The sequence below is a fragment of the Actinophytocola sp. NPDC049390 genome (assembly GCF_044466355.1).
Taxonomy (GTDB): Bacteria; Actinomycetota; Actinomycetes; order Mycobacteriales; family Pseudonocardiaceae; genus Actinophytocola.
In genome coordinates, this window is sequence record NZ_JBITMQ010000013.1 from 145,568 (window position 1) to 170,807 (window position 25,240).

Below are 25,240 nucleotides of genomic sequence, written 5' to 3' on the forward strand. Positions count from 1 at the left end.
TCCCCCCCTGTTGTCGTGGTCAGTCTCATATCGCGGGCCCCCACCCCCCCCACAACGGGTTGTGTAGCTGCGCCCGACTCGCGGTGTCTGGGGGCGCGACTCGCGGGGTTAGTGGGTTACGGAGAGGATGTGGGAGACGGCTTGTACCGGGTCCAGGCGGACGTAGTTCGCCTGGTGCCATTCGTACGTCGCGCCCGTGACCTCGTCGTGGACGACCAGGGTGTCGCTCCAGTCACGGCCGATGGCGGGCAGGTCGAGGTAGACCATGCCCTCCTGGGGGTGTTCGGGGTCCAGGTTCACGACCACGATCACCGTGTCGCCGGTGCCCGGGTCGCGCTTGGAGTACGCGAGCAGGGCGTCGTTCTGCGTGTCGTGGAAGTGCAGCGTGCGCAGCTGCTGCAGAGCCGGGTGGGCGGCTCGGATCGCGTTCAGCCTGGTCAGCCACGGTTCCAGTGAGCGGCCCTCGGCGAGGGCGCGCTCGAAGTCACGCGGTCGCAGCTCGTACTTCTCCGAGTTCAGGTACTCCTCGGAGCCCTCGCGCACGGCCTCGTGCTCGAACAGCTCGTAGCCCGAGTACACGCCCCAGCTCGGCGAGTACGTCGCCGCCAGCACCGCGCGGATCGCGAACATCGCGGGCCCGCCGTACTGCAGCGACGCGTGCAGGATGTCCGGCGTGTTCACGAACAGGTTCGGCCGTGCCTCGTCCGCCCGCGCCACGATCTCCCGGCCGAACTCGATCAGCTCGGACTGATGCGTCCGCCACGTGAAGTAGGTGTAGGACTGCGTGAACCCCAGCCGCGCGAGCCCGTAGAGCCGGGCGCGGCGCGTGAACGCCTCGGACAGGAACAGCACGTCCGGTTCGAGCGCCTTCACCTGGTGGATCAGCCAGTGCCAGAAGTTCGGCGGCTTGGTGTGCGGGTTGTCCACCCGGAAGATCCGCACGCCGTGGCTGACCCAGTGCATGACCACGCGGAGCACCTCCGCGTAGATGCCCTCCGGGTCGTTGTCGAAGTTCAGCGGGTAGATGTCCTGGTACTTCTTCGGCGGGTTCTCCGCGTACGCGATCGACCCGTCCGGCCGGGTGGTGAACCACTCCGGGTGCGCGGTGACCCACGGGTGGTCCGGCGCGCACTGCAGTGCCAGGTCGAGCGCGACCTCCATGCCCAGCTCGTTGCACCGGGCGACGAACCGGTCGAAGTCGTCGATCGTGCCCAGCTCCGGGTGGATCGCGTCGTGGCCGCCCTCCGCCGAGCCGATGGCCCACGTCGAGCCGACGTCCTCCGGCACCGAGATGACGCTGTTGTTGGGTCCCTTCCGGTTCACCGCGCCGATCGGGTGGATCGGCGGCAGGTAGACGACGTCGAAGCCCATGCGGGCGACCCGGTCGAGCTGCTTGATCGCGGTGTCGAACGTGCCGTGCACCGGCTTGCCGAACTCGTCGAGCCCGCCGGTGGACCGGGGGAACAGCTCGTACCACGACCCGTACAGCGCCTTGGGCCGGTCGACCCACACCTGGTACTTGCGGCCGCGGGTCACGAGGTCGCGCAGCGGGTTGTCCTGCATGTACCGCTGGATCGGCTCGTCGAGCGCCTCCGCGATCCGGCCGGGCAGCGGCCGGTCGGTGTCGCGCAGCGCGGCGGCGGCCGACACGAGCATGGCGCGCTCGCCGTTGTGCGGGAAGCGGCGGGCAGCGCGGTCGAGCAGCAGCGCGCCCGTCTCCAGGTCGTTGGCCAGCTCCTCGGCGGTCTGCGCGGCGCCGACCTTCACCTCGACGGTGTGCCGCCACGTCGCCCACGGGTCGCTCCACGCGTCGACGCGGTAGGTCCACATGCCGGTCGCGTCGGGACGGATGTGCGCGATCCAGGTGTCGTCGTTGGGGTCGTCGACCGCCATCCTGGTGAGCCGCTCACCCTTGTCGTGTGGGCCGCGCCACACCACGGTGGCGGCCACGGCGTCATGGCCCTCCCGCCACACGGTGGCGTGCACGGGGATGTGCTCGCCCACCACCGCCTTCGACGGATAGCGGCCACAGCTGATAACCGGGGAAACGTCGTCGATGCCAAGGCGGCCACTCACCGGGCAAGCCCCTCCCGCAGAGGTCCTTCGGTTGATATCGAGAAGTGTGCCCGTTGACACTCTCGGCCACACCCCCGCCCCACACCTGATTTTCTGTCGGGGGTGACCGCTAGGGTCGGTCGGCGTGAAAGCTGTACGCCGCTTTACCGTGCGCGCCGGTCTGCCCGAGTCGCTCGCCGAGCTGGAGACGCTCGCGACCAACCTCCGGTGGACGTGGCACCCGCACACGCAGGACCTGTTCGCCACCATCGACCAGGGGATTTGGGACCGCCTCGGTGACCCGCTGCGCCTGCTCGCCGAGGTGCCCGCGAGCAGGCTGGAGCAGCTGGCGGGCGACGAGTCGTTCCGCGGGCGGCTCGCGGAGACGTCCGACGACCTGCGCCGCTACCTGTCCGAGCCGAGGTGGTACCAGCAGCGCCGCAGGGAGCTGTCCGGGCAGGGCAGGATGGCGGAGTCCATCGCGTACTTCTCGATGGAGTTCGGCGTCACGGAGGCGCTGCCGAACTACTCCGGTGGTCTCGGTGTGCTCGCGGGTGATCACCTGAAAGCGGCGTCCGACCTTGGTGTTCCCCTGATCGGTGTCGGTCTGCTGTACCGGTCTGGCTACTTCCGGCAGTCGTTGTCACTCGACGGGTGGCAGATCGAGCACTATCCGGTACTCGATCCGAACGGGCTGCCGCTGTCGCCGCTCACCGAGCCGTCCGGCGCGCCGATCCTCGTGCACGTCGCGATGCCCGGCGGCCGCGTCCTGCGGGCCCGGATCTGGAAGGCGCAGGTCGGCCGCGTGCCGCTGCTGCTGCTCGACTCCGACGTGGACGGCAACGACGACGACCTGCGCAGCGTCACCGACCGGCTGTACGGCGGTGACCAGAACCACCGCATCCGGCAGGAGATCCTGGCGGGCATCGGCGGCGTGCGTGCCGTGCGCACGTACTGCGAGCTGACCGGGCACCCGCAGCCCGAGGTGTTCCACATGAACGAGGGGCACGCGGGTTTCCTCGGCCTGGAGCGGCTGCGCGAGCTGATGTCCGCGCACCAGCTGACGTTCGACGAGGCGTTGTCCGCGGTGCGCGCGGGCACCGTCTTCACCACGCACACCCCGGTCCCCGCCGGCATCGACCGGTTCCCCGTGGACCTCGTGCAGCACTACTTCGGCGACGGCGCGCTGCTGCCGGACGTCGACATCCGGCGCGTGCTCGCGCTCGGCGCCGAGGACAACCCCGGCATGTTCAACATGGCGCACATGGGCCTGCGGCTCGGGCAGCGCGCCAACGGCGTGTCCAAACTGCACGGGCACGTCAGCCGCGAGATGTTCGGCGGGCTGTGGCCGGGCTTCGACACGCACGAGGTGCCGATCACGTCGGTCACCAACGGCGTGCACGGTCCCACGTGGACCGCCCGCGAGATGGCGTCGGTCGGCACCGACCTCGACGACAACGGCCTGTGGGACCTGCGCTGCAGGCTGCGCAAGACGCTGGTCACCGAGGTGCGGCGGCGGGTGCGGGAGGCGTGGCTGCAGCGCGGCGCGTCGCCGCTGGAGCTGGCGTGGACCGACACGGTGTTCGACCCGGACGTGCTGACCGTCGGGTTCGCCCGGCGCGTGCCGACGTACAAGCGGCTCACGCTGATGCTGCGCGACCACGACCGGCTGCGTGCGCTGCTGCTCGACCCGGACCGCCCGGTGCAGATGGTCGTGGCCGGCAAGTCGCACCCGGCCGACGACGGCGGCAAGGCGCTGATCCAGCAGGTCGTCCGGTTCGCCGACGAGCACGACGTGCGGCACCGGATCGTGTTCCTGCCCGACTACGACATGTCGATGGCCCGGTACCTGTACTGGGGCTGCGATGTGTGGCTGAACAACCCGACCAGACCTCTGGAGGCGTGCGGCACGTCCGGCATGAAGGCGGCGCTCAACGGCGGGCTGAACCTGTCCATCCGCGACGGCTGGTGGGACGAGTTCTACGACGGCTCCAACGGCTGGGCCATCCCGACCGCCGACGGCGTGTCCGACCCGCTGCGCCGCGACGACCTGGAGGCCGCGGCCCTGTACGAGCTGCTCGGCTCGCAGGTGGCGCCCCTGTTCTACGACCGGTCCGAGCGCGTGCCCCGCCAGTGGCTCGCCATGGTGCGGCACACGTTGTCGTCGCTCGGGCCGCAGGTGCAGGCGTCGCGGATGGTCGAGGAGTACGTCGAGCGGCAGTACACCCCGGCGGCGACCGCGGTCGAGCTGGCTGACGCGGAGGGCTTCCGCGCGGCACGTGAGCTGGCGGCGTACCGGGAGCGGATCTCGGGTTCGTGGCCGCACATCCGGGTCACGTCGTGCGAGCTGTCGCTGAACGGCTCGGACACCCCGGTGCTCGGCGAGCGGGTGGCGGTCCGCGCGTCGGTCGACCTGGCGGGACTCACGTCCTCGGACGTCCAGGTGCAGGCGGTGATCGGCCGCGTCGCCGACAGCGACGAGCTGTTCGACGTGGTCACGGTGCCGATGACGCCGGACACCGACGGCCGGTACGCGGCCGAGGTGTCGCTGCCGCACGCGGGTTCGCTCGGCGTCACCGCGCGGGTCCTGCCGAACCACGAATTGCTGGCGAGCCCGGTGGAACTGGGTCGGGTGGTCCTGGCGGGTTAACCAGCCACCTCGAGACGGGTGCGGGTGGTGGCCACTCGGGGCCACCACCTCGCCAGCTTCTCCGCCTCCGTCAGCACCTGGCGGGCGGTGCGGTTGTCGCCCGCCGCCATGTGGGCGCGGGCCAGCGTGGCCAGGTCGTCGGCGCGGCACAGGACGTCGTCGGTGGCGCTCGCGGCCATCCGCGCCAGCGTGATGGCCTCCTTCAGGTTGCCGCGCAGCAGCTCCACCATCGCCCGTGCGCCGTTCAGGCGGTGGCGTGGGTAGCCGAGCGCGGTCGCGTTCTCGATCGCCAGGCACGCGGTGACCAGTCCGGTCTCGGCGTCCAGCTGCCCGGACTCGACCGTCGCGCACGTCAGACCCGCCAGCACGGCGAACGCGCCCGGGTCGTGCCCGGCGGTCAGGCGGACCGCGAGTACCACGGCCTCCGCGTACCGGCCCTGCGCGGCCAGCACCCGGATGCGTGCGGCGAGCGCGGGCGGCAGGTCCGGGTGGTGTGCGCGGAGCCGGACCGCGAGCTGTTCCGCGGTCCTGAGGTCACCGGCCTGCGCCGCCCGCAGCACCTGGTCCACCAGCGGCGCCGCCTGCCCGGCGGCCGACCGGGGCAGCCGGAACAGCAGCCACCCGGTGGACGTCGACGTGGCGGTCCGCGCCGGGACCAGTGACACCGCCAGCGCCGCGACCGCCGCCGTCGCGAGGCCGCGGGTGAACGGCCCGTCCGCCAGCAGGACCCCGCCGGCCGCGGGCACGGCCTCGCACACCAGCCCGCACAGCGCGACCACGCGGATGCGGCCCGCCGTGGTGGCCCGCACCGACACCGACAGGATCACCGGCACCGCGCGCACCGTGACGATCCGGTCCGGTGTGGACCGGTCCGCCACCCGTGGCCCGGTGCCGAGGACGAGCTTGCGCAGGGTCACCCCGGGCACGAGCACGCTCGCCAGCAGCCCGGCCTGGTTGGCCACGACCGCCGCGAGGCCACCGGCCAGCGCACCGAGCAGCCCGGTCACCACGTCCGGCCACGACAGCACGACGGCCACGGCGACCGTCACGGCCGTGGCGAGACCGCCGGGCCGGAACAGAACGTGAACAACCCGCACCGTCCCGACGCTACGCGGCCCGCGCGCCGCGCCCACTGTCTTCCTGGACAGCCGAAAGGGCAGCTGCGATGAGTTCCGCCGCTCCCGCTGGTCTACCTGCCACCACGACCAGGAGGCAACAATGAGCAAGGTTCTCGTCTACGCGGCCATGTCCCTCGACGGTTACATCGCGGGCCCGGACGTCTCGCACGATCACCCGATGGGTGTCGACGGCGCGCGGCTCCACGAGTGGATGTTCGGCGAGCACGTCGACCCGGCCGACCGGGTGATCACCAAGGCGGTGTCCGCGGACACCGGTGCGGTGGTGCTCGGCAGGCGCACGTTCGACGTCGGCCTGGCGCACTGGGAGGACGTGCCGTATCCGGCCCCGTCGTTCGTGGTCACGCACGAGACGCGGCCGGACCTTCCGCAGAAGAGCGGCACGTTCGCGTTCGTGCCCGGGGTCGAGGCCGCGGTCGAGCGCGCGAAGGCGGTGGCGGGGGACCGGACCGTGACGGTCATGGGCGCCGACATCCAACGGCAGGCGCTGGCGGCGGGCCTGGTCGACGAGGTGTTGATCAGCCTCGTCCCGGTGCTGCTCGGCGCGGGCGCGAAGCTGTTCGACGGCCTGCCCCCGATGGCGTTCACGGGGCCGGTCACCCACGTCCGGCTCGGGACGGCATGATCAGGTGATCGCCTGCGTGCCGCCGTCCCGGACGGGCAGGCCCGCGTCGCGGTAGGCGCGGAAGCCGCCGACCAGGTCCGTCGCCTTCCGCAGGCCGAGTGCTCGCAGGTCGCGGGCGGCGAGGCTGGACGACCAGCCTTCGTTGCAGAACACCACGACCGTGGTGTCCTCGGTGAACCCGTCGATGCGGTGGTCGCCGCGCGGGTCGAGGCGCCACTCGAGCACGATCCGCTCGATCGGCACGGCGCCGGGGATCTCGCCGTCGGCCACGCGGTTGTGCAGGGGGCGGATGTCCACCAGCAGGTGGTCGTCGGGCAGCCTGGCCACGTCGGCCGCCGCCACCCTGACCAGGTCGGCGCGGGCCTTCGCCAGCACGTCGTCGATCGCGCTCACGACGCCCCCTCGCAGGCTCCGGGGCGCCGCTCGCGGTCGCCCTGCGTCCATTGGTTCGCTCCGCAAGCTGCGCTCACTGTTCGACCGGCTCCTTCCGCAGTTCGTCGAGCGACCGCCGGGGCGGCAGCGGCGGGATGACCGCCGGGATGTCCCACAACGAGTTGTACTCCCTCGTCGGCACGAGCGGCGGTGAGTACGCGTGCACGGTGGCCGCCTTCCCGGAGTCGGTGTTCCACACCTGGTGGGCGCGGCCGGCACCGAAGCCGACCGCGTCGCCGGTCCGGTGGGTGCGGGTGTGGACGTCGGCGCCGGGGTAGCGGTACGTCTCCGACACGCTGCCGAGCACGACGGAGAACGCACCTGCCGCGCCGCCGTGGTCGTGCGGGGCGGTGTGCTGGCCGGGCAGCCACGACAGCAGCCAGACCTCCACCTCCTCCGTCAGCTCCAGGCGCGCCCACCAGCGTTGCGGGCTCGCGAACCGGACCTGTGCGAGCAGGCCGTCGCGGTGGACGGTGCCGATCGTGGTCACCAGGTGGCGCAGCTCGGCCGGGGTCCAGAGCGGACCGCGGGCGCGGACGAGGGACGAGATGGGCAGGGCAGGGGAAAGGGCCGTGGACACGGTGGTGCTCCCGGAGAGGTCGAGGACGCGGCGTGGGGTCACACGGCGGTACAGCCGCACGAGGCGACCAGGAGCAGGTCCACCGTGCGGTCGCGCCAGAACGTCAACGACCGGGGCATGCCTCGCATCGTGGCAGGGGCCGCCACATGGTGGCCACTGATCTCACCGTGTGATACGCGGCGTGCGGTACACCAGCAGGGTTCGAGGTGGCACCGTGACGACCTTGCCCGCCTCCAGCGGGCTCTGGTCGACCGGCTCGCCACGCGGGGTGCCGCTGTCCAGCACGGGCACGAACACGTCACCGAAGCCCGGGCCCGGCAGCGCCATCTCGACCGGCTGCTCGCCCGCGTGCAGCAGCACCAGCCAGTTGTCGTCCGCGATCAGTTCGCCGTCGCGGTCGCGGGACAGGCTCGTCGAACCGTCGATCCACATGCCGATGGTGCGGCGGTCCTCGTCGAACCACTCGTGGTCCGCCATCGGCTCGCCGTCGGGGGAGAACCACACGAGGTCCGGCTGGCCGGAGTACGTGGGGCGGCCGTCGAAGAACTGCGGCTGGCGCAACGCCGGTGAGCTCGCCCGCAGCGCGATCACCCTGCGGGTGAACGAGAGCAGGTCGTCGGCGCGTGCCGACGGTGCCCACGACACCCACGAGACCTCGTTGTCCAGGCAGTACGGGTTGTTGTTGCCGCCCTGCGTGCGCCACCGCTCGTCGCCCGCGGTGAGCATGGGGGTGCCGGTCGACAGCAGGAGCGTGGCGAGGAGGTTGCGTGCCTGCCTGTCCCGCAGCGCCAGGACCACCGGGTCGGCGGTCTCGCCTTCGACCCCGCAGTTCCACGACCGGTTGAAGTCGGCGCCGTCGCGGCCGCCCTCGCCGTTCTCCTCGTTGTGCTTGTGGTTGTAGGACACCAGGTCCCGCAGCGTGAAGCCGTCGTGCGCGGTGATGAAGTTGATCGACGCCCACGGCCTGCGCGTGTTCGCCGCGTACAGGTCCTCCGACCCGGACAGGCGGTAGGCGAGGTCGCGCACGTTCACCGCGCCGCGCCAGAAGTCCCGGGCACCGTCGCGGAAGCGGTCGTTCCACTCCGTCCACTGTGGTGCGAACCCGCCGACCCGGTAGCCGTCCGCGGTCGCGTCCCACGGCTCGGCGATCAGCTTGCAGCGTGACAGCGACGGATCGACCATGATCGCGGTCATCAACGCCGAGTCGGGGTCGAACCAGCCGCCGCGCGGGCGGCCGAGCGCGCTCGCGAGGTCGAAGCGGAACCCGTCGACGCCGAGGTCGTTCGTGAAGTACCGCAGCGAGTCCGTGACCAGCCGGACGACCTCGCGCGAGCCGGGGTTGAGCGTGTTGCCGCACCCGGTGAGGTCCACTGTGGAGCCGTGGCGGTCGTGCAGGTAGTAGGCGGGGGCGTCGAAGCCGCGCAGCGACAGCGTCGGCCCGTCCACCCCACCCTCGCAGGTGTGGTTGAACACCACGTCGAGGATCACCTCGATGCCCGCGGCGTGCAGTGCGGCGACCATCGTGCGGAACTCGGCGACCTCGTTGCCCGGCTCGCTCGCGTACGCCTCGTGCGGTGCGTGGAAGCCGAGCGTGGAGTAGCCCCAGTAGTTGCCCGCGCCGCGGCGGCGCAGCGACGGCTCGTCGGCGATCGTGTGCACGGGCAGCAGCTCGACCGCGGTGACGCCGAGGCGGACCAGGTAGTCGATGACCGCCGGGTGCGCGAGGCCCAGGTAGGTGCCGCGCTGGTGCTCCGGCACCTCGGGGTGCAGCTTGGTGAACCCGCGGACGTGCAGCTCGTAGACGACGGTCTCCTCGAACGGCGTGTTCGGTTTCACGCCGGTGGACACGCCGCCGGGCGCGGTGACCACGGACAGCGGCACATGCCCGAGCGAGTCCCGCGTGGACGGCCTGCCCGTCATCGGGTCACCGTCGTAACCGAGCGTCGCGCGGAGGTCGCCGACAGTGCCGGTGATCCGCCGCGCGTACGGGTCGACGAGCAGCTTCGCCGGGTTGCAGCGCAGGCCGCGGGCGGGCTCGTACGGGCCGTGCACGCGGTAGCCATACCGCTGACCTGGGGTGACGCCGGGGAGGATGGCGTGCCAGATGCCGAACGTGTGCTCGGTCAGCTCGACGCGCCGTTCGCCGCCGTCCTCGCCGATCAGGCACAGCTCGACGCCCTCGGCGACCGAGGACGCGACCGAGAACCGGACCCCGCCGGCCTCTGGGTGTGCACCCAACGGGAACGGGTGTCCGGGGAGCACGTGGTCGGCGGGCATTCCTCCATCTTGCCTGGGACCGGCCCCGGTGATCAGAGCCGATAGGTGTGATTCTCGAAGGACTCCTCGGACGTGTCGGCCGGGACGGTCGCCCGCTCGGGCCGCGCGGACGTCACGACCTGCCCGAACAGCAGCTGGTGGGTGGCCCAGCCGACCTCGGACGGGCAGGCCAGCGTGAGCAGCAGCAGCTGTTCGCCCTGAGCGATGAATGCCTGGAGCTGCAGCGTGAGTGGTCGTCGTGCCCGCACCTGCTCGACCCCGGGCACCCGTTGGGCGATCACGGCGGGCCCGAGCGCGGTGCCGACGACCAGCGTCTCCCGCACGTCCGGGCCGCCGACGTCCTCCAACGAGTCACGCAGCGCCGCCGCGGTGTCGGCGTCCCAGCCCGGCGGCCGGTCGAGCACGACCCCGGTGAGCACGGCCGGGGCCGCGTCCGGTGGTGCGACGATCGCCATGAGCACCGCGCCCTCCCGCACGGCCGTCTCGACCGCCTCGGTGGCGAGCGCCTCCAGGTCCGCGCGCCCGGTGGTCAGCCCGCGGAGCCGGCCGACCAGGCCCGCGTACTCCTGGATGGCCAGGTCAGGGTGGTCGAGCGGGAGCCGCCACACGGTGTCGGGGAAGTCGAGGATCACTGTGTTCAATGGGTCGCTGCGCTCCTCCGCTAAGGCCCCGTCTTCCCTCGTCGCGTGCTCGGCGCTGGCGCGCCTGCGCGCGCTCCTCAGTCCAGACGGGGCCCGCTCCGTCGCTCCGCTCACTTCAACGCTTCCTTGCCGAAGTCCTCGATCGCCTTCTCCAGCTGCTTCGGGGTCGGGTTGATACCCTGCTGCAGGAACTTCAGCTCGGCCTTCTGCTGCGGCGTCAGCTCGACCCCGGCCTTCTCCGCGATCGTGGCGCCCTTGTCGACCAGGTCCGCGTACGCCTGGTGCTGCTTGGCCTCCAGGCCGAGGCGCTGCAGTTCGGCCTTGCGGTCGGCGAGGTTCGCGGGCAGTTCGATGCCCTCCCGCTTGGCGACCTCGCGACCCGCCGTCGTCAGGTCGCGGGACACCTTGCCCTCCAGCCCGTGCCGCCGCATCCTGCCGACGTTGTCGATCAGGCCGGGCAGCGCGCCGCCGCGGGCCGCGGCCTCGATGTCCTTGCGCGCGGCCCGGATCGCGGTCTTCGACCCGCGCTTGACGACGATCCGGCCGCCGCTGCGGACCGCCGCCGCCGCCGTGCCGCCACCGGGGATCACGCTGGTGCCCAGCCCGAGCGCCACCGCACCCCAGCCCGGCGCGTTGCGGGACCCGGACAGCTGCTGACCCAGCGCGGCCAGCGACCCGACCGCGCCGGAGCCGGTCGACGCGGCCTCCAGCACCGCGGCGGCGGGCAGTCCGACACCGGTGGCGGCGAGCCCGGCCGCCGCGGTCGCCGTGGCGAGGGAGACGCCGTCGGCCGCGACGGCGAGACCGTCGAGGCCCTGGACGTACCAGGTGTCGTTCTCCGGCTTGAACGGGTCGCCGTCCTTGCCCGCCCGGATGGCGTCGGCGGTCGCGTCGGCCTCACGCAGGTGCCTGGCCTCCAGGCGCTTCGCGTCGTCGACGATCCGGGCGAGCCGCGTACTGACGGCGGTCGACTCCGGGGTGCACCGGTCGAAGGTCGCGAGCTTGGCCTTGAGCTTCTTCGCCGCCGCCTCCAGCACGTCCGCGCGGGCCTGGTTGGTCGTGAGCTTGCCGAACCACGCCGACAGCGCGCTGGTCACGGCGTTGATCGCCGCACCGCCCCTGCCGAGGCCCTGGGGCAGGTCGTCGCCGTGGTCGCTGAACTCCTCGGCCGCGCTGCCGCCCCAGTCGGCGTCGTCGGTGATCTTGCAGGCCTCCTCCAGGCGCGGGAGGGTGGTGCCGATCGTCTCGGCGGCGACGGCGAGCCGCAGCATCAGCGTCTTGACCGCGTCCGCCTCGCCGGGCGTGGGGTCGAAACCGAGGGCGGGGAAGGAACGGGTGCTCATGGCCGCGGCCTCGCGTTCTTCAGCGCCTCGAAGACCTGGTCACCCGCGGTGCCCTCGGCCAGGGCGCGCATGCGGTCCTCGCCGCCCTGCTCGACCAGCTCGTAGTTGGCGACCGCGCCACGCACGTTGTCCGCGATCGTGCCGATCTTGTCCCGCATGTCGCCGAGGTTGTCGCGCCACGTGCCCGCCACCTCGGCGACGGCCGCGGCGATGTCGCCGGGACCCAGGTCGCCGCCGGTGAGGTCGAGTGCGCCGATGATCTCGCCGACCTGGTCGGCGACGGCGTTCAGCTCGCCCACCCTGATCGCGAGGCTCGTGGTGTTCACGGTGTAGCCGGTCATGGGGTGAGTCAACTCATGGCGACCCGCCGCGACCACCGCCGTTGCGCACGGAGGCAAACCGAGGGCACGCGTGTGCAAACCCTCATGTTGAATAGGGCACCGTGACGGGAGTGGAGCTCGAGGACCTGGTCGTGCACATGGCCGACGTCGGAGTGCGGCGTGGCGGCAACAACCTCCTCGCGGAGGTGAACTGGAACGTCGAACTCGACGAGCGCTGGGTGATCCTCGGCGAGAACGGGGCGGGCAAGACCACGCTGCTCAAGCTGGCGGCGGCCGAGCTGCACCCCACCACCGGCGCGGTGCACGTGCTCGGCGAGAAGCTCGGCCGGGTGGACGTGTTCGAGCTGCGGCCGCGCATCGGCTTCTGCTCGGCGGCGCTGATCGCCCGCATCCCGCCGGAGGAGACCGTCCTCAACGTGGTGGTGAGCGCGGGCTACGCGGTGCTCGGGCGCTGGCGCGAGGCCTACGACCAGCTCGACACCGGCCGGGCCGTCGACCTGTGCAAGGGCCTTGGCATCGGGCACCTCACCGACCGCATGTTCGGCACGCTGTCCGAGGGCGAGCGCAAGCGGACCGTGATCGCCCGCGCGCTGATGACCGACCCGGAGATGCTGCTGCTCGACGAGCCCGCCGCCGGTCTCGACCTCGGTGGCCGCGAGGACCTCGTGGCCCGGCTCTCCGAGCTGGCCCGCGACCCGGACGCGCCCGCGACGATCCTCGTCACGCACCACGTGGAGGAGATCCCGCCCGGGTTCACCCACCTCATGCTGATCGCCGAGGGCCGCGTGGTCGCGCAGGGTCTCCTGGAGGACGTGCTGACCAGCGAGAACCTGTCGAAGACGTTCGGTCAGGACCTCGAGGTGGACCGGCTGGGCGACCGCTACTTCGCGCGGCGCCGAGCGTGAGGCTAGGTTGATCGGAAGTTACTTCTCGGTAGGGAGGCAGTCGCGTGGGTGAGTTCGTCAGGCTCGAGGTCGACAGCGGCGTCGGCACCATCCGGTTGGACCGGCCGCCGATGAACGCGCTCAACCGGCAGGTGCAGGAGGAGATCCGCGCCGCCGCGCAGGAGGCGGCTGCCCGCGACGACGTGCGCGCGGTGATCGTCTACGGCGGCGAGAAGGTGTTCGCCGCGGGCGCGGACATCAAGGAGATGGCCGACATGTCCTACGCCGACATGTCCGCCCGCGCCGGTCAGCTGTCGTCGTCGTTCTCCGCGGTCGCCGCGATCCCGAAGCCGACGGTCGCCGCGATCACCGGCTACGCGCTCGGCGGCGGCCTGGAGCTGGCGCTGTGCTGTGACCGCCGCATCGCGGGCGACAACGCGAAGGTCGGCCAGCCGGAGATCCTGCTCGGCATCATCCCGGGTGCCGGTGGCACGCAGCGGCTGCCGCGGCTCGTCGGCCCGAGCAGGGCCAAGGACATCATCTACACGGGACGGTTCGTCGACGCGCAGGAGGCGCTGCACATCGGCCTCGTCGACGAGGTCGTGGCGCCCGACGACGTGTACGAGGCCGCGAAGAAGTGGGCGTCGGCGTTCAGCGGCGCCGCCGCGCAGGCACTCGCCGCCGCGAAGACCGCGATCGACGGCGGCCTCGACGGTGACCTGAACAGCGGCCTGCGGCTGGAGAGCAACGTGTTCGCCGCGCTGTTCGCGACGGAGGACCAGAAGACGGGCATGCGGTCGTTCATCGAGAACGGTCCGGGAAAGGCGACGTTCAGTGGCAAGTAACGACCCGGCACCGAACCCGCACGCGACCGCGGAAGAGGTCGAGGCGGCCCGCAAGGACCCGAAGCTCGCGAACATCCTGTACCACGACTGGGAAGCCGACACCTACGACGAGAAGTGGTCGATCTCGTACGACGAGCGCTGCATCGACTACGCCACCGGCCGCTTCCGCGCGGTCGCCGGTGACGAGGACTGGCCGTACGAGCACGCGATGGAGCTCGGCAGCGGCACCGGGTTCTTCCTGCTGAACCTCATGCAGGGCGGCGTGATCAAGAAGGGCTCGGTCACCGACCTGTCGCCCGGCATGGTGCAGGTGGCGCTGCGCAACGCGCGCAACCTCGGCCTCGACGTCGACGGCCGCGTCGCCGACGCGGAGACCATCCCGTACGAGGACGACAGCTTCGACCTCGTCATCGGGCACGCGGTGCTGCACCACATCCCGGACGTGCCCGCCGCGTTCCGCGAGGTGCTGCGGGTGCTCAAGCCCGGCGGCCGGTTCGTGTTCGCCGGCGAGCCCACCAAGATCGGCGACACGTACGCGCGCAAGCTCGGCCAGCTCACCTGGTGGCTCACGACGAACGTGACGAAGCTCGGCCCGCTGTCGGCCTGGCGGCGCCCGCAGTCCGAACTGGACGAGTCGTCCCGCGCCGCGGCGCTGGAGGCGATCGTCGACCTGCACACGTTCGACCCCACCGAGCTGGAGAAGGTCGCACGCGAGGCCGGGGCGGCGAACGTGCACGCGCACACCGAGGAGCTGGCGGCCGCGTTGTTCGGCTGGCCGGTGCGCACGTTCGAGGCCGCGGTGCCGCAGGAGAAGCTGACGCTGGGCTGGCGGCTGTTCGCGTACAAGGCGTGGCTGCGGCTGACCTGGCTGGACGAGAACGTGCTGCGCAAGGTCGCGCCGCGCGACCTGTTCTACAACGTGCTGATCACGGGGACGAAGCCCTGACGTACGAGTTCACCCCGGCCGACGTGCGTTTCCTGCGTTCGCCGGCCGGGGTTTCTGCTGTCGCCGCGGTCGCGGACCTGCCGTTGACGTCGGCCAGCTATCTCGCGGACGTGGCGACCGCTCGTCGCCTCGTCGGCGAGCACGCGGGCCCGGTGCTGGAGACCGTGCTGCTGCGCCGCAAGGCCGCGGCCAAGGTGGACTCGCCGGACGACTGGCTGTTCACCGACACCGCGTTGCAGCAGGCGACTCCCATGCCGGTCGCCCGGCACCGGGCGGCCCGGTTCGCCGGTCTGTCCGTGCACGACGTGACCTGCTCGGTCGGCGTGGACCTCGCGGCGATCGCCGAGGTCGGCGACCACTGCGTCGGTTCGGACCTGGACGAGGTGCGCCTGGCGATGGCGGCCCACAACGTGTCCGCACCGCTGGTCCGCGCCGACGCGCTCCGGCCGGTCACGCGGGACGCGGTGGTGTTCGTCGACCCGGCCCGCCGCGACTCTGCCGGGCGTCGCCGCTGGCACGCGTCGGACTTCGTGCCGCCGCTCGACGAACTCGCCACCGCCTACCGCGGCCGGGACCTCGCCGTGAAGTGCGCGCCCGGCATGGACTTCGCCGAGTTGCCGTGGGACGGCGAGGTCGAGCTGGTGTCGCTCGACGGGCAGGTGCGGGAGGCCTGCCTGTGGACGGGTGCGTTCGCCGGTCCCGCACGCCGCGCCACGGTCCTGCGCAGCGGCAGTCCGACGTGGACGGTCACGTCCGACGAGCCGGACGACTGCCCGGTCCGCGAGGTGGGGGAGTGGCTCGTCGACCCGGACGGAGCGGTCGTGCGCGCGGGCCTCGTCCGCCAGTACGCGGCCCGGCTGGGCTTCGGCCAGCTGGACGAACGCATCGCGTACCTGACGGGGGATGCGAAACCCGAAGGCGTGCGGGCGTTCCGGGTGCTGGAACACGGCCACTACTCCGAGAAGTCGTTGCGCCAGACGCTGCGCCGCCGCGGCGTCGGCCGCGTGGAGATCCTGGTCCGCGGCCTGGACGTCGACCCGAACACGTTGCGTCCCAGGCTGAAGCTGTCCGGCCGGGAGCCGGCCACCGTCGTGCTCACGAGGGTGGGCCGGACCCCGACCGCGTACGTGTGCGAACCGGGCTGAGTCACAGCCCGTCGACCACCGCCGTCGCCGCGGTCTCCGTCAGGTCGCACACGTCGTGGGTGCGCTCCGCCCCGGGATCGTCGGCCGTGCGCTTGACGTAGATGTCGATGTTCTGCCCGTTGTCCTCCTCGAACGACGACGGTAGGTAGCTCACCGAGAGGCCGCACAGGTTCTCGTCGGACCTGGTTCGCTTGCCCGCGAGCATGCCCACCCGCACCCGTTCGTCGCCGGACGGCGCGCCGCCCTGCTCGAACGCGATGTCGAACTCGTAGTGCTCGCCGTCCCGGCTGAGCGTGAACCGGCAGTGCGTCGCTCGGTACCGCGCCACCGGTCCGGCCTCCCAGCCCGGCATGTCGTGCGCCACCGCGTCGGCGGCGCACGGGTCGTCACCCTCCAGGGACGGCTCACCCGCGGGCTCGGCCCGGGCGGGCAGCGAGGCGATCAGCTCCGCGAGGTGTCCGGTGTACCGTTCCGCCACCTCGCACGGCGCCGGTCCGGTGTCCGCGCCCACCCGTTCGACCGACACCTTCGCGCCGAACCCGGAGTCGTCGTACGGCACGAACGACGAGCAGGACGTCGCTTCCCCGTCCGGCCGTTCGTGGTAGACCTCCTGGTCGCCCGCCACTTCCCGGGTCATACCGGCACGGTCCCTTTCGGACAGGAACGCGTCGAGCCCGAGCCTGAGCTCGGCGACCGGTGCGCGGCCGTCCGAGATCACGAGCCCGCACTCGGTGAGCCGCATGCCGTCCTTCGGTGCGGGGACGACCTGCCCGTACCGGCGCAGGAGCGCGGCGGCGTGGAGGTGCGGCTCGCAGGGGTCGGCGGCGCGGACGCGCGCCATCAGCTTCTCGGTGCCGGGCGCGGTGGCGGCTGCCTTCGCCGCGTCCTCCCCGGCGGGCGTCTTCTCGGCCGGGGCACGCAGCCCGGTCATCACGCCCCTGGTCACCTCGATGGCCGTGTCCGCCAGTGTGCCGATGCCGGGCGCGTCGCCGTCCGAGCCGTCCGACTCGGCCCGGAACCGGGTGACGAGGACCAGGTTGTCGTCGCGGACGACGAGCACGTACTCGTTGACCACGTTGCCGTCGAACACCGAGACGGCCTGCTCGTACTCGGCGGTGTCGCCGAGCCCGTCGACCGTGCCCTTCTCCTCCTCGTTGCCCGCGACGTCCCAGCGGTCCTCGTCCTGCGCGTCGACCAGGAACGTGCGCGCGGTGGCCGCGTCGTCGGCGACCACGGCCGACAACGTGAAGTGCGCGAACCGGCCCTGGGGCCGCTCACCGCCGGTCTGTGCACCGCAGCTCAGGGTCTCGTAGCCGGGCTCGGTGTGCGTGCCGGACTCGTCGAGGACGTCCTTCTCGGTCGACCACGACGCCAGGACGTCCACGTCGACGAGGTGGCACAGGTTCCCGGTCCCGGCGGCGGTGTAGGTGTTCCGCCGTTCCTCCGCCGAAGGTGTGCCGGGTTCGGCGTCGCCCAGCAGGACGACCGCCGTGACCACGCCCGCGGCGAGCACCGCGACCAGGCCCAGCGCGCCTGCGACCAGCCACCCGCGGCGTGACCTCGCCGGTGGCGGGACCGGTCGGGCGGGCGGTGCGGCCGGGGTTTCGACCGGCTGGATCGGCGCGGTCGTCTCCGCCGTCTCGTGCCGCACCACGACGGGGATCGCCGGGTTGCCGAACTCCCGCACGGCCCACCGGACGTGGTCGACGTGCACCGTCGTCGCCGGGACCGTCGTGCACACCGGCAGGTCCGCCAGCACCGTCCCCGGCGCCGGCGTGCCGCCCACCACCTGGCCGGGTGCGAGCTGCACCCCGATCTCCACCGTCCCCGGCGCCGCGCCCGCGAGGTCGAGCCGCGCCGCCGCGGACCACGGCACCGTCGCCCGGCCCAGCCGCAGCCCGGTGGCGTCGACCTGGAACAGCGTCCAGCGCGCGGCGTGGGCGTTCACCACCCCCGCCAGCGCACCGACCACCACGACGACGATCACCGTGCGCGGCAGCGACGGCGCGTCGACCGCCGACGCGACCGCAACGGCGCCGGCGAGCCCGCCGAGCAGGCAGGCGACCTTGACCGTCAGCCACACGGTGGAGTTCGGCCGGTCGATCCGGTAGCGGACCGCACGCCGCAACCGTTGTGCCACCAGCGACGCCGCCACCAGCACCGCGAGCCCGCCGACGACCGCGACCAGCGCGCCGGGCCCGAACTCGTCGAACAAGGCGGTGCCCGCGATCAGCGCGGTGATCGCGCCCGCTGCCGCCACCACCTCCGCCAACCGCACCTGCCGCAGCCTGCGTTCTCGCCGCGCCAGCGCGGGAGCCGAATCCACCTGATCCCCTTCCGTCGACGAACGTCAGGGGTCATCACAGGGCAGGCCGTCACCGCGGGCCAGGCCACCTCCCGGCCATTTGTGGCCGGTCAGTCCGCCAGGTGGGACAGCAGGAACGCGCGCACCTGGTCGAGGTCCGCGGACAGCGCCACGTCGACCTCGCGCCGGTCGTCCGGCTGCCGTGCCGGCCGCCTGTCCGCGATCACGCCACCCCGGCCGGGCCCGAACCCGCAGTCGACGTCGACCGGCATCGCGGTCGTGTGCAGCAGGCCCGGCTTGACGGCCTCCGCCACCGCGACCGCGTCGTGGATCACCATGCCGTCCCGGCCCAGCGATCGTGCGTAGTGCTCGCGGTAGGCGGCCGTCAGCGACACGAGCGCCGCCCCGCGCGGGCCGGCGGCGGCCAGCGAGTCCAACCACGGCCCGTCGACCGCGCACCGCGTCGTCAGGTCCATCGGCACCAGCGTGACCGGCACCGACTCCTCCACGAGCACCCGCCGCGCCGCCTCCGGGTCGCTCCAGATGTTGAACTCGGCCGCGGCCGTCACGTTGCCGCCCGCCAGCGCGCCACCCATCACCACGAGCCGGGCGATCTTGCCGTGGACGGCCGGGTGCGCCGCCAGCAGCAGCGCGATGTTCGTCAGCGGGCCGATCGCCACGACCGTCACCGGCGACGGCGCCGACTCGAGCAGCGACACCAGCAGCGACACCGCGTCGACCCCCGCCACGCCCGTCGCCCGTTCCGGCAGTGTGCCGGACCGGCCGGACAGGCCGTCGGTGCCGTGGACGTGCCGTGCGCGGTGCTGGTGGGGGTGCACGAGCGGCCGTTCGGCGCCCGCCGCCACCGGCACGTCGTCACGTCCGCACAGCGCGAGCACCCGCAGCGCGTTGCGGGTCGTCGTCGCGAGGCCGACGTTGCCGAACACCGTGGTCACCCCGATCAGGTCCACGCCGGGGGCCGCGCACGCCAGCGCCAGCGCGAACGCGTCGTCGACCCCGGGATCGGTGTCGATGATGAGCGGTGACATGCACCAGACGGTAGCCGCCTGCTGCCACCGCACACGAGCCGTCGGATACGGTCACCTGCCATGACATCCATGTGGGGTTCGCCGGTCGCCGAGCGCGTTCGTGGCTGGCGGCGGGCACGCAGGGACCCGAACCAGGCGCGGTTCCTGACCGTCGACTCGCTGCGCTGGGTGATCCGCAACAAGGCGTGGACGCCGTGGTACCTGGTGCGCTACTGGCGGCTGCTGAAGTTCCGCGTCGCCAACCCGCACATCGTGCTGCGGGGCATGGTGTTCCTCGGCAAGGACCTCGACGTCCACTGCCGGCCCGGCTACGGCCGGATGGAGATCGGCCGCTGGGTCCACATCGGCGACGGCAACGCGATCCGCTGCCACGAGGGGTCGCTGCGCATCGGTGACAAGGCCGTGTTCGGCAGGCAGAACGTGGTCAACTGCTACCTGGACATCGAGCTCGGCGAGGCCGCGCTGGTCGCCGACTGGGTGTACATCTGCGACTTCGACCACGTGACGTCCGACATCGACATGCCGATCAAGGACCAGGGCATCGTGAAGGCCCCGGTGCGGATCGGGCCGGACACGTGGATGTGCACCAAGGTCACGATCACCAAGGGCAGCCGCATCGGGCGGGGTGTGGTCGTGGGCGCCCACGCGGTCGTGAAGGGCGACATCCCGGACTACGCGGTGGCGGCGGGCATCCCCGCCAAGGTGGTCCGCGACCGCCGCGCCACCTACGAGGCGGAGGCGCAGCGCCGTGCCGCCGTGGCCGACATGTCCCGCAAGGCCGCCGCCGCCCTGAAGAAGACCCTGGAGACGCACAACTGAGCCAGGCCGCTTTGGTCGTCGCGAAAGCGTGGTGAAAGCGGCGCCGTGAGAATCCCGGGCCCATGGCGTATCCACCACAGCAGGGACAGTACGGCGGCTACCCGGGGCACGGCGCCCCGCCGAAGAAGGACCGGGCGCCGCTGATCGCGAGCATGATCTTCGTGGTGGCGGTGCTGGCGGGGCTTGGCATCACGGGCTTCGTGACGCCCGGGTTCTTCCTCGGCGACGACGACGGCGGCGGGAACAGTTCCGCGAGCGGTGACTCCGGGGGCGGCGGGATCGAGGACGGCCCCAAGGACCCCGACATGCCGGGTGTCCCCGGGAGCGACGAGGACCCCGCTGGCGGTCCCGCTGACGGTCCCGCTGACGGCCCCGGCACGGACGGGGGTGTCAGCGCCGAGGACGGTGAAGCGTTCGTCGAGGAGTTCATCACCGCGGTCAACGACCTCGACAGCGTCGGGGCGAACGAGATGGTGTGCGCCGACGCACCGAGCAACAGCCTCGTCGACTTCGTGATCAAGAAGGACCCCGAGCTGGCGATCGACTCCGTCGAGAACACCAAGTACTTCCTGGACGTGGAACTGAAGGGCACGCTGGGTGGCGAGCCGCTGAACCTCGGCAAGGTCACCGTGAAGCTCACGGACTCGAACGCGCCCTGCGTCTTCACGTTCAACGCGGGCTGAGCCCTTTCACCAGCACGAAAGCGCGGTGAAAGGACGGGACCGAGAATCACGGCCCATGGCGTATCCATCGCAACAGGGGCAGTACGGCGGCTATCCGGGGCAGCAGGGACCGTACGGTCCGCCGAAGAAGGACCGGGCGCCGCTGATCGCGAGCATGATCTTCGTGGCCGCGGTGCTGGCCGGGCTCGTCATCACGGGCTTCGTCGCGCCCGGGTTCTTCCTGTCCGACGGCGACGGCACGAGCGGTGGGAACAGCGCCGGTGCGGGTGGAGCCGACTCACCAGGGTCGGCCGCCGAGACGCCCGCGGCGGACGGCGGTGACGCGGACGTCCGCGCGTTCGCGGACGACCTCGTCGCGGCGGCGAACGCCAAGGACAAGACCGCGTTGCGGGAGTTCCCCTGCCCCGACGCCCGGTCCGGCGTCGCGCAGGCCATCGCGGAGATCGTGACCATCGACGGCGCGGAGCTGCGCGGCATCAGCGAGGTCGACGCCGAGACCTACGTCGTCGGGGTCAGCATCACCTACGAGGGCCAGAGCGCGCCGTTCGCCGCCACGGTGACGAAGTCCGGTGACGGGTGGTGCTGGCAGGACTTCGCACCGGGCTCGGGCGGTTCCGGTGACTCCGGTGACTCCGACGACGGCCCGGCGTCCGGCCCCGGCAGCGGGTCCGGCGCGGACACCGGCGCGGCCGAGGCGTTCGCGGAGGAGTTCGTCGCCGCGCTCAACGCCAAGGACGCCGACAAGGCGAACGGCATGTACTGCCCGGACGCGGCCAAGGGCATCGTCGACTACGTGGTCGGCAAGAACCCGCGGCTGGCGATCGACGGCACCGACACCACCAACGTCTTCCACACGGCGATGCTGACCGGGACGTTGGACGGAAAACCCCTGCGCCGCGGCAAGATCACCGTGGAGCTCAAGGGCAGCCACGCCCCGTGCGTGTTCACGTTCAGCGCGGGCTGACGCCTCAGGTCGTGAACGCGTTGCCGCTCGCGATCTTGGGGCGGCCAAGCGGTTCGTGCTCGCGGACGGTGGCCGACTCGTACACGGCCACCGTCTGCTCCGCGATGCCCTGCCAGTCGAACTCCTTCGCGAGACGGGCCTTCGCGGCGCGGGCCCTGCGGGCGGCCGCGGCCCGGTCGGTCAGCACGGCACGCACGGCCGTCGCGATCCCGTCGACGTCGCCGGGGGTCACCGACAGCCCGGTCTCGCCGTCCACCACCAGCTCCGCCAGACCGCCTGCCGTGGACGCCACCAGCGGTGCCCCCGCCGCGGCGGCCTCCAGCGCGACGATCCCGAACGGCTCGTAGCGCGACGGCAGCACGACCGCGTCCGCGGTCGCCAGCAACGCCTTCAGCGCCCGGTCCGGCAGGTGCCCCACGAAGTCCACCGACCGCCGCACCCGCAGCTTGCGCGACTGCTCCACCAACGCCGACGCCTGCCTGCCCTGGCCGGCCACCACCAGCCGCGTGCCCGGGAAGGCCCTGCGCACCCGCGGCAGCGCGGCCAGCAGGTCGTGGACACCCTTCTCCCACTCCAGGCGCCCGAAGTACACGACCACCGGCGCCCCGGCCGGCGAGTACCGCTCCCGCGCCGCCTGCACGGACGCCGCCGACGGCCGCCAGCCCTGCGGGTAGATGCCGTTGTGGATCACGGCCATGCCGGTGACCTCGAACAGGTGCGACACCTCGGCCCGCATCGCCGTCGAGCACGTGATCAACGCGTCGGCACGGTTCGCCAGCCACCACTCGACCGAGTGAATCTGCTGGTTCAGCGACTGCGACAGCCACCCGCTGTGCCTGCCCGCCTCGGTCGCGTGGATGGTCGCCACCAGCGGCACGGCGAAGAAGTCCGCCAGCGCGATCGCCGGGTGCGTCACCAGCCAGTCGTGGGCGTGCACGACGTCCGGCCGCCAGCCACCCAGCTGGGACAGCCCGGCCCGCACCATCCCGTGACCCATCGCGAGGGTCCACGCGACCAGGTCCTTCTCGAACGTGAGGTGCGTCGGGTCCTCCGCGACCCGCACCACCCGCACGCCCTCGACCACAGTGTCGGTGGTCGGGTGGGTCAGCGCGTCCGTGCCCGCCTCGTGCCTGCACAGCACCACGACCTCGTGGCCGAGCCCGGTCAGCTCGGTCGCGAGCGCGTGCACGTGCCTGCCCAGCCCGCCGACGATCACCGGCGGGTACTCCCACGACAACATCAGCACGCGCATCAGACCAACAACCCCCGTGCGTCCAACCGCCCGAACACGCCGTCCTCGGCCCGCAACGCCGCCGCCCGCGCGAACCGCGACGGGTGGTCCGCCCGCAGCAGCGCGGCCAGCTCCGCGAACCGGTCGCCGTGCACCTTCGCGCGCCGCCGCGCGTAGTCCGCCGCCGAGTCCTTCGTGACCATGAACGCCCAGTCGCTCGACAGCGTCAGCAACGCCTCGCGCACCAGCTGGTCCCGCACCGGGTCGCGGTGGGGCACCGGCGGCACCGCCATCAGCTCCTCCTGCAGCGCGGCGCCCGCGCCGACGAGGTCCGACACCTGCTCGCCGTCCCACACACGCCAGTCCTTGCCGGAACCCCACGACGACGCGGGCAGCTCGACGGGTTCGCCGACGTGCCCCGCCTCGATCGCGCCGCGCAGCGTGGTGACCCGCACCCCGGCCTCGGGCAGCGCCCGCAGGACGGCGTCCAGCCAGGCCGGGCCTTCGTGCCACCAGTGGCCGAACAGCTCGGTGTCGTACGCCGCCACCACGAGCCCCGGCCGGCCGTGGCGGTCCCGCAGCGACCGCAACCGGGCGGCGACCGTCTCGACGAAGTCCGCCGCGTGCCGCGCGACCGCGGCGGCCGCGAGCGCCGGGTCGTAGGGCTTCTTCTCGTGCGACGGCACGTGTTTGCCGGTCACCCGGGACGGTTTCAGCCCGCTGGGGTGGTCGAACGTGTGGAAGTCGCGGTAGGCGCCGTCGCCGGGGTAACCCGCCTTCGGCGACCACACCCGGTACGTCACCTCGAGGTCGCGGCCGAAGCACAGCACGTCCGACGACCCGACCGGCCGCGCCGCGTGCGTGTCGCCGTGCAGCGCGGGCCCGTCGACGAGGAACCGTCGGACACCCGCATCCTGGTAGCCGGTCTCCATGCCGGGCGCGTAGCCGCATTCCGGCGCCCAGATGCCCTCCGGCACCCGGCCCACCCGGAGTGCGGTGTCCGCGAGGCCCGTCCGCAGCGCGAACCGGCGCACCTCCGGACGGAGCAGGGGCTGGAACGGGTGGGTGGCGGGGCCGCCGAGCAACTCGACGACGCCCGCGTCCACGAGCGGGCGCAGCACCGGCGAGAACCCGTGCCGCCACCGCGACTCGAACAGCTCCAGCGCGTGGCCCGCGGCACGGAACTCGGCGGCGGCGACGTCCCGCAGCAGCGGTTCGGTCCACCGGGTCGCCGCGAACTGCGCGCGCAGCTGCCAGTTGCCGAGCCAGTCGTGGCACGCCCGCAGCGCGTACGGGTCGTCGAGCTGCGCGGCCAGCACCGGCGTCACGCCGAGCGTCAGCACGTCGCGGTGCCCCTGCGCGGCGAAGCGGTCCAGCAGCTCGACCAGCGGCAGGTAGGAGTGCGCCCACGCCTGGTAGAGCCACTCCTCGCCGACCGGCCACGTGCCGTGGTGGGGGAGCCAGGGCAGGTGGCTGTGCAGCACCAGGCAGAACGAGCCGGTCGGTTCGGTCACGGCCGGACCGCCACGGCGACGATGTCGAGGCTCGAGTCCAGGTCCCGGTCGGAGATGCTGAAGTCGGTCGCCGCGACCGAGGCGACCGCGTCCCGCAACTCCTCCGGCCACGGCGCACCGGACAGCGCCACCGCGACCTGCGCGTCGATGAGCGAGCCGCCGAACTCGGCGTCCAGCGCCGCGAGCCGCGGCCCGTGCCGCAACCCGGCGAGGTACTCCAGCTCGAAACCGGCCCGCCGCAACAACTCCGCCATCTCCGCGGGCGCGAGTTCCCTGGTGTGGAACGGGTTCAGCGGCGTGTCCCGGCCGGGGGAGAAGGTGATCCGGTTCGGGGTGGTGATCAACAGCCGGCTGCCCGGCCGCAGGACGCGCAGGCACTCGCGCAGGAACCCCTCCTGGTCCCAGAGGTGTTCGATCACCTGGAAGTTCGCCACGACGTCCACAGTGGACGTTCCGACGGGCAGCGCGGCGAGGTTGGCGCGGGTGGTGTGCACGCGTGGGTAGGCCTTGGCGACGTGCGCGAGCGTCAGCGCGTCGTAGTCGAGGCCGAGCACGCCGACCGCGTCCCGTGCGAGCAGGTCAGCGCCGTAACCCTCGCCGCAGCCCGCTTCGAGCACGAACGCGTCCACGCAGTACGGCCGCAGCGCGAGGTAGGCGGCCTCATGGCGCCGGAACCAGTAATTTTCCTCGACGATCCCGGGCACGGTCCGCTCACCGGTCAACGGAAGCTGCGGCACTACGGACTCGTACTCCATCGCGGCAGGCTACTACGGGG

Annotated in this window: 22 protein-coding genes; 9 read left to right on the forward strand and 13 right to left on the reverse strand. The window is 72.3% G+C overall.

Annotated elements, in window-relative coordinates:
- Nucleotides 1–108 precede the first annotated feature (108 nt).
- The gene (locus tag ACIBVP_RS32200; RefSeq protein WP_396110168.1) at nucleotides 109–2,076 is read right to left on the reverse strand and encodes an alpha-1,4-glucan--maltose-1-phosphate maltosyltransferase; all 1,968 of its coding nucleotides are present in this window, start codon (nucleotides 2,074–2,076) and stop codon (nucleotides 109–111) included.
- A gap of 124 nt (nucleotides 2,077–2,200) precedes the next feature.
- On the opposite strand from ACIBVP_RS32200, the gene glgP reads away from it, so the two are divergent.
- Nucleotides 2,201–4,705, forward strand: a complete 2,505-nt coding sequence (gene glgP / locus ACIBVP_RS32205; RefSeq protein ID WP_396110169.1) for an alpha-glucan family phosphorylase — start codon at nucleotides 2,201–2,203, stop codon at nucleotides 4,703–4,705.
- Here the strand turns inward: glgP and ACIBVP_RS32210 are convergent.
- Nucleotides 4,702–5,802: a hypothetical protein gene (locus tag ACIBVP_RS32210; protein WP_396110170.1), complete on the reverse strand. Its 1,101-nt coding sequence runs from the start codon at nucleotides 5,800–5,802 to the stop codon at nucleotides 4,702–4,704. The two genes, glgP and ACIBVP_RS32210, sit on opposite strands and share 4 nt — an antisense overlap.
- Nucleotides 5,803–5,923: 121 nt before the next feature.
- On the opposite strand from ACIBVP_RS32210, the gene ACIBVP_RS32215 reads away from it, so the two are divergent.
- Nucleotides 5,924–6,466: a dihydrofolate reductase family protein gene (locus ACIBVP_RS32215; RefSeq protein WP_396110171.1), complete on the forward strand. Its 543-nt coding sequence runs from the start codon at nucleotides 5,924–5,926 to the stop codon at nucleotides 6,464–6,466.
- On the opposite strand, the gene ACIBVP_RS32220 is transcribed toward ACIBVP_RS32215, so the two are convergent.
- The 6 genes from ACIBVP_RS32220 to ACIBVP_RS32245 all read right to left on the reverse strand — a co-directional run bounded on the left by ACIBVP_RS32220 (nucleotide 6,467) and on the right by ACIBVP_RS32245 (nucleotide 12,080).
- Nucleotides 6,467–6,859 carry a rhodanese-like domain-containing protein gene (locus tag ACIBVP_RS32220; protein WP_396110172.1) on the reverse strand — a complete coding sequence of 131 codons (393 nt, stop codon included), beginning with the start codon at nucleotides 6,857–6,859 and terminating at the stop codon, nucleotides 6,467–6,469.
- Between the two features lie 73 nt (nucleotides 6,860–6,932).
- Nucleotides 6,933–7,478: a cysteine dioxygenase gene (locus ACIBVP_RS32225; RefSeq protein ID WP_396110174.1), complete on the reverse strand. Its 546-nt coding sequence runs from the start codon at nucleotides 7,476–7,478 to the stop codon at nucleotides 6,933–6,935.
- A gap of 162 nt (nucleotides 7,479–7,640) precedes the next feature.
- A complete protein-coding gene (gene glgX / locus ACIBVP_RS32230) occupies nucleotides 7,641–9,755 on the reverse strand; it encodes a glycogen debranching protein GlgX (protein ID WP_396110175.1) in 2,115 nt (704 codons plus the stop codon).
- A gap of 32 nt (nucleotides 9,756–9,787) precedes the next feature.
- Nucleotides 9,788–10,396, reverse strand: a complete 609-nt coding sequence (locus ACIBVP_RS32235; protein ID WP_396110176.1) for a hypothetical protein — start codon at nucleotides 10,394–10,396, stop codon at nucleotides 9,788–9,790.
- Between the two features lie 110 nt (nucleotides 10,397–10,506).
- Nucleotides 10,507–11,739, reverse strand: coding sequence for a hypothetical protein (locus ACIBVP_RS32240; RefSeq protein WP_396110177.1), 1,233 nt, complete (start codon nucleotides 11,737–11,739; stop codon nucleotides 10,507–10,509).
- Nucleotides 11,736–12,080, reverse strand: coding sequence for a WXG100 family type VII secretion target (locus tag ACIBVP_RS32245; RefSeq protein ID WP_396110178.1), 345 nt, complete (start codon nucleotides 12,078–12,080; stop codon nucleotides 11,736–11,738). Before ACIBVP_RS32245 ends, ACIBVP_RS32240 begins: the two co-directional genes overlap by 4 nt.
- Nucleotides 12,081–12,217: 137 nt before the next feature.
- Here ACIBVP_RS32245 and ACIBVP_RS32250 point away from each other — a divergent pair, with 137 nt between their 5' ends.
- Genes ACIBVP_RS32250 through ACIBVP_RS32265 form a run of 4 tightly spaced genes read left to right on the forward strand, consistent with a single transcriptional unit; the run spans nucleotide 12,218 to nucleotide 15,900 of the window.
- Nucleotides 12,218–12,985 carry an ABC transporter ATP-binding protein gene (locus tag ACIBVP_RS32250; protein ID WP_396110382.1) on the forward strand — a complete coding sequence of 256 codons (768 nt, stop codon included), beginning with the start codon at nucleotides 12,218–12,220 and terminating at the stop codon, nucleotides 12,983–12,985.
- 44 nt (nucleotides 12,986–13,029) lie between these two features.
- Entirely contained in the window at nucleotides 13,030–13,809 is a 780-nt protein-coding gene (locus ACIBVP_RS32255) for an enoyl-CoA hydratase/isomerase family protein (RefSeq protein ID WP_396110179.1), read from the forward strand.
- Entirely contained in the window at nucleotides 13,799–14,755 is a 957-nt protein-coding gene (locus ACIBVP_RS32260; protein WP_396110180.1) for a class I SAM-dependent methyltransferase, read from the forward strand. Before ACIBVP_RS32255 ends, ACIBVP_RS32260 begins: the two co-directional genes overlap by 11 nt.
- A complete protein-coding gene (locus ACIBVP_RS32265; protein ID WP_396110383.1) occupies nucleotides 14,752–15,900 on the forward strand; it encodes a class I SAM-dependent methyltransferase in 1,149 nt (382 codons plus the stop codon). Before ACIBVP_RS32260 ends, ACIBVP_RS32265 begins: the two co-directional genes overlap by 4 nt.
- Before the next feature lies 1 nt (nucleotide 15,901).
- Here the strand turns inward: ACIBVP_RS32265 and ACIBVP_RS32270 are convergent, their stop codons facing one another.
- A complete protein-coding gene (locus ACIBVP_RS32270; protein WP_396110181.1) occupies nucleotides 15,902–18,226 on the reverse strand; it encodes a hypothetical protein in 2,325 nt (774 codons plus the stop codon).
- A gap of 89 nt (nucleotides 18,227–18,315) precedes the next feature.
- The gene (locus ACIBVP_RS32275) at nucleotides 18,316–19,254 is read right to left on the reverse strand and encodes a nucleoside hydrolase (RefSeq protein WP_396110182.1); all 939 of its coding nucleotides are present in this window, start codon (nucleotides 19,252–19,254) and stop codon (nucleotides 18,316–18,318) included.
- A gap of 60 nt (nucleotides 19,255–19,314) precedes the next feature.
- Between ACIBVP_RS32275 and ACIBVP_RS32280 the strand changes: the two genes are divergently transcribed.
- From ACIBVP_RS32280 to ACIBVP_RS32290, 3 genes are all read left to right on the forward strand, one after another.
- Nucleotides 19,315–20,073: an acyltransferase gene (locus ACIBVP_RS32280; RefSeq protein WP_396110183.1), complete on the forward strand. Its 759-nt coding sequence runs from the start codon at nucleotides 19,315–19,317 to the stop codon at nucleotides 20,071–20,073.
- 62 nt (nucleotides 20,074–20,135) lie between these two features.
- Nucleotides 20,136–20,756: a hypothetical protein gene (locus ACIBVP_RS32285; RefSeq protein ID WP_396110184.1), complete on the forward strand. Its 621-nt coding sequence runs from the start codon at nucleotides 20,136–20,138 to the stop codon at nucleotides 20,754–20,756.
- Nucleotides 20,757–20,811: 55 nt separating this feature from the next.
- Complete coding sequence (locus ACIBVP_RS32290; RefSeq protein ID WP_396110185.1) at nucleotides 20,812–21,720, forward strand: hypothetical protein; 909 nt, start codon at nucleotides 20,812–20,814, stop codon at nucleotides 21,718–21,720.
- 4 nt (nucleotides 21,721–21,724) lie between these two features.
- Here the strand turns inward: ACIBVP_RS32290 and ACIBVP_RS32295 are convergent, their stop codons facing one another.
- Genes ACIBVP_RS32295 through ACIBVP_RS32305 form a run of 3 tightly spaced genes read right to left on the reverse strand, consistent with a single transcriptional unit; the run spans nucleotide 21,725 to nucleotide 25,220 of the window.
- A complete protein-coding gene (locus ACIBVP_RS32295) occupies nucleotides 21,725–22,972 on the reverse strand; it encodes a glycosyltransferase family 4 protein (protein ID WP_396110186.1) in 1,248 nt (415 codons plus the stop codon).
- Complete coding sequence (locus tag ACIBVP_RS32300; RefSeq protein WP_396110187.1) at nucleotides 22,972–24,465, reverse strand: 1,4-alpha-glucan branching protein domain-containing protein; 1,494 nt, start codon at nucleotides 24,463–24,465, stop codon at nucleotides 22,972–22,974. The genes ACIBVP_RS32295 and ACIBVP_RS32300 overlap by 1 nt, the downstream gene beginning before the upstream one ends.
- Nucleotides 24,462–25,220, reverse strand: a complete 759-nt coding sequence (locus ACIBVP_RS32305) for a methyltransferase domain-containing protein (RefSeq protein WP_396110188.1) — start codon at nucleotides 25,218–25,220, stop codon at nucleotides 24,462–24,464. Before ACIBVP_RS32305 ends, ACIBVP_RS32300 begins: the two co-directional genes overlap by 4 nt.
- Nucleotides 25,221–25,240: the final 20 nt, after the last annotated feature.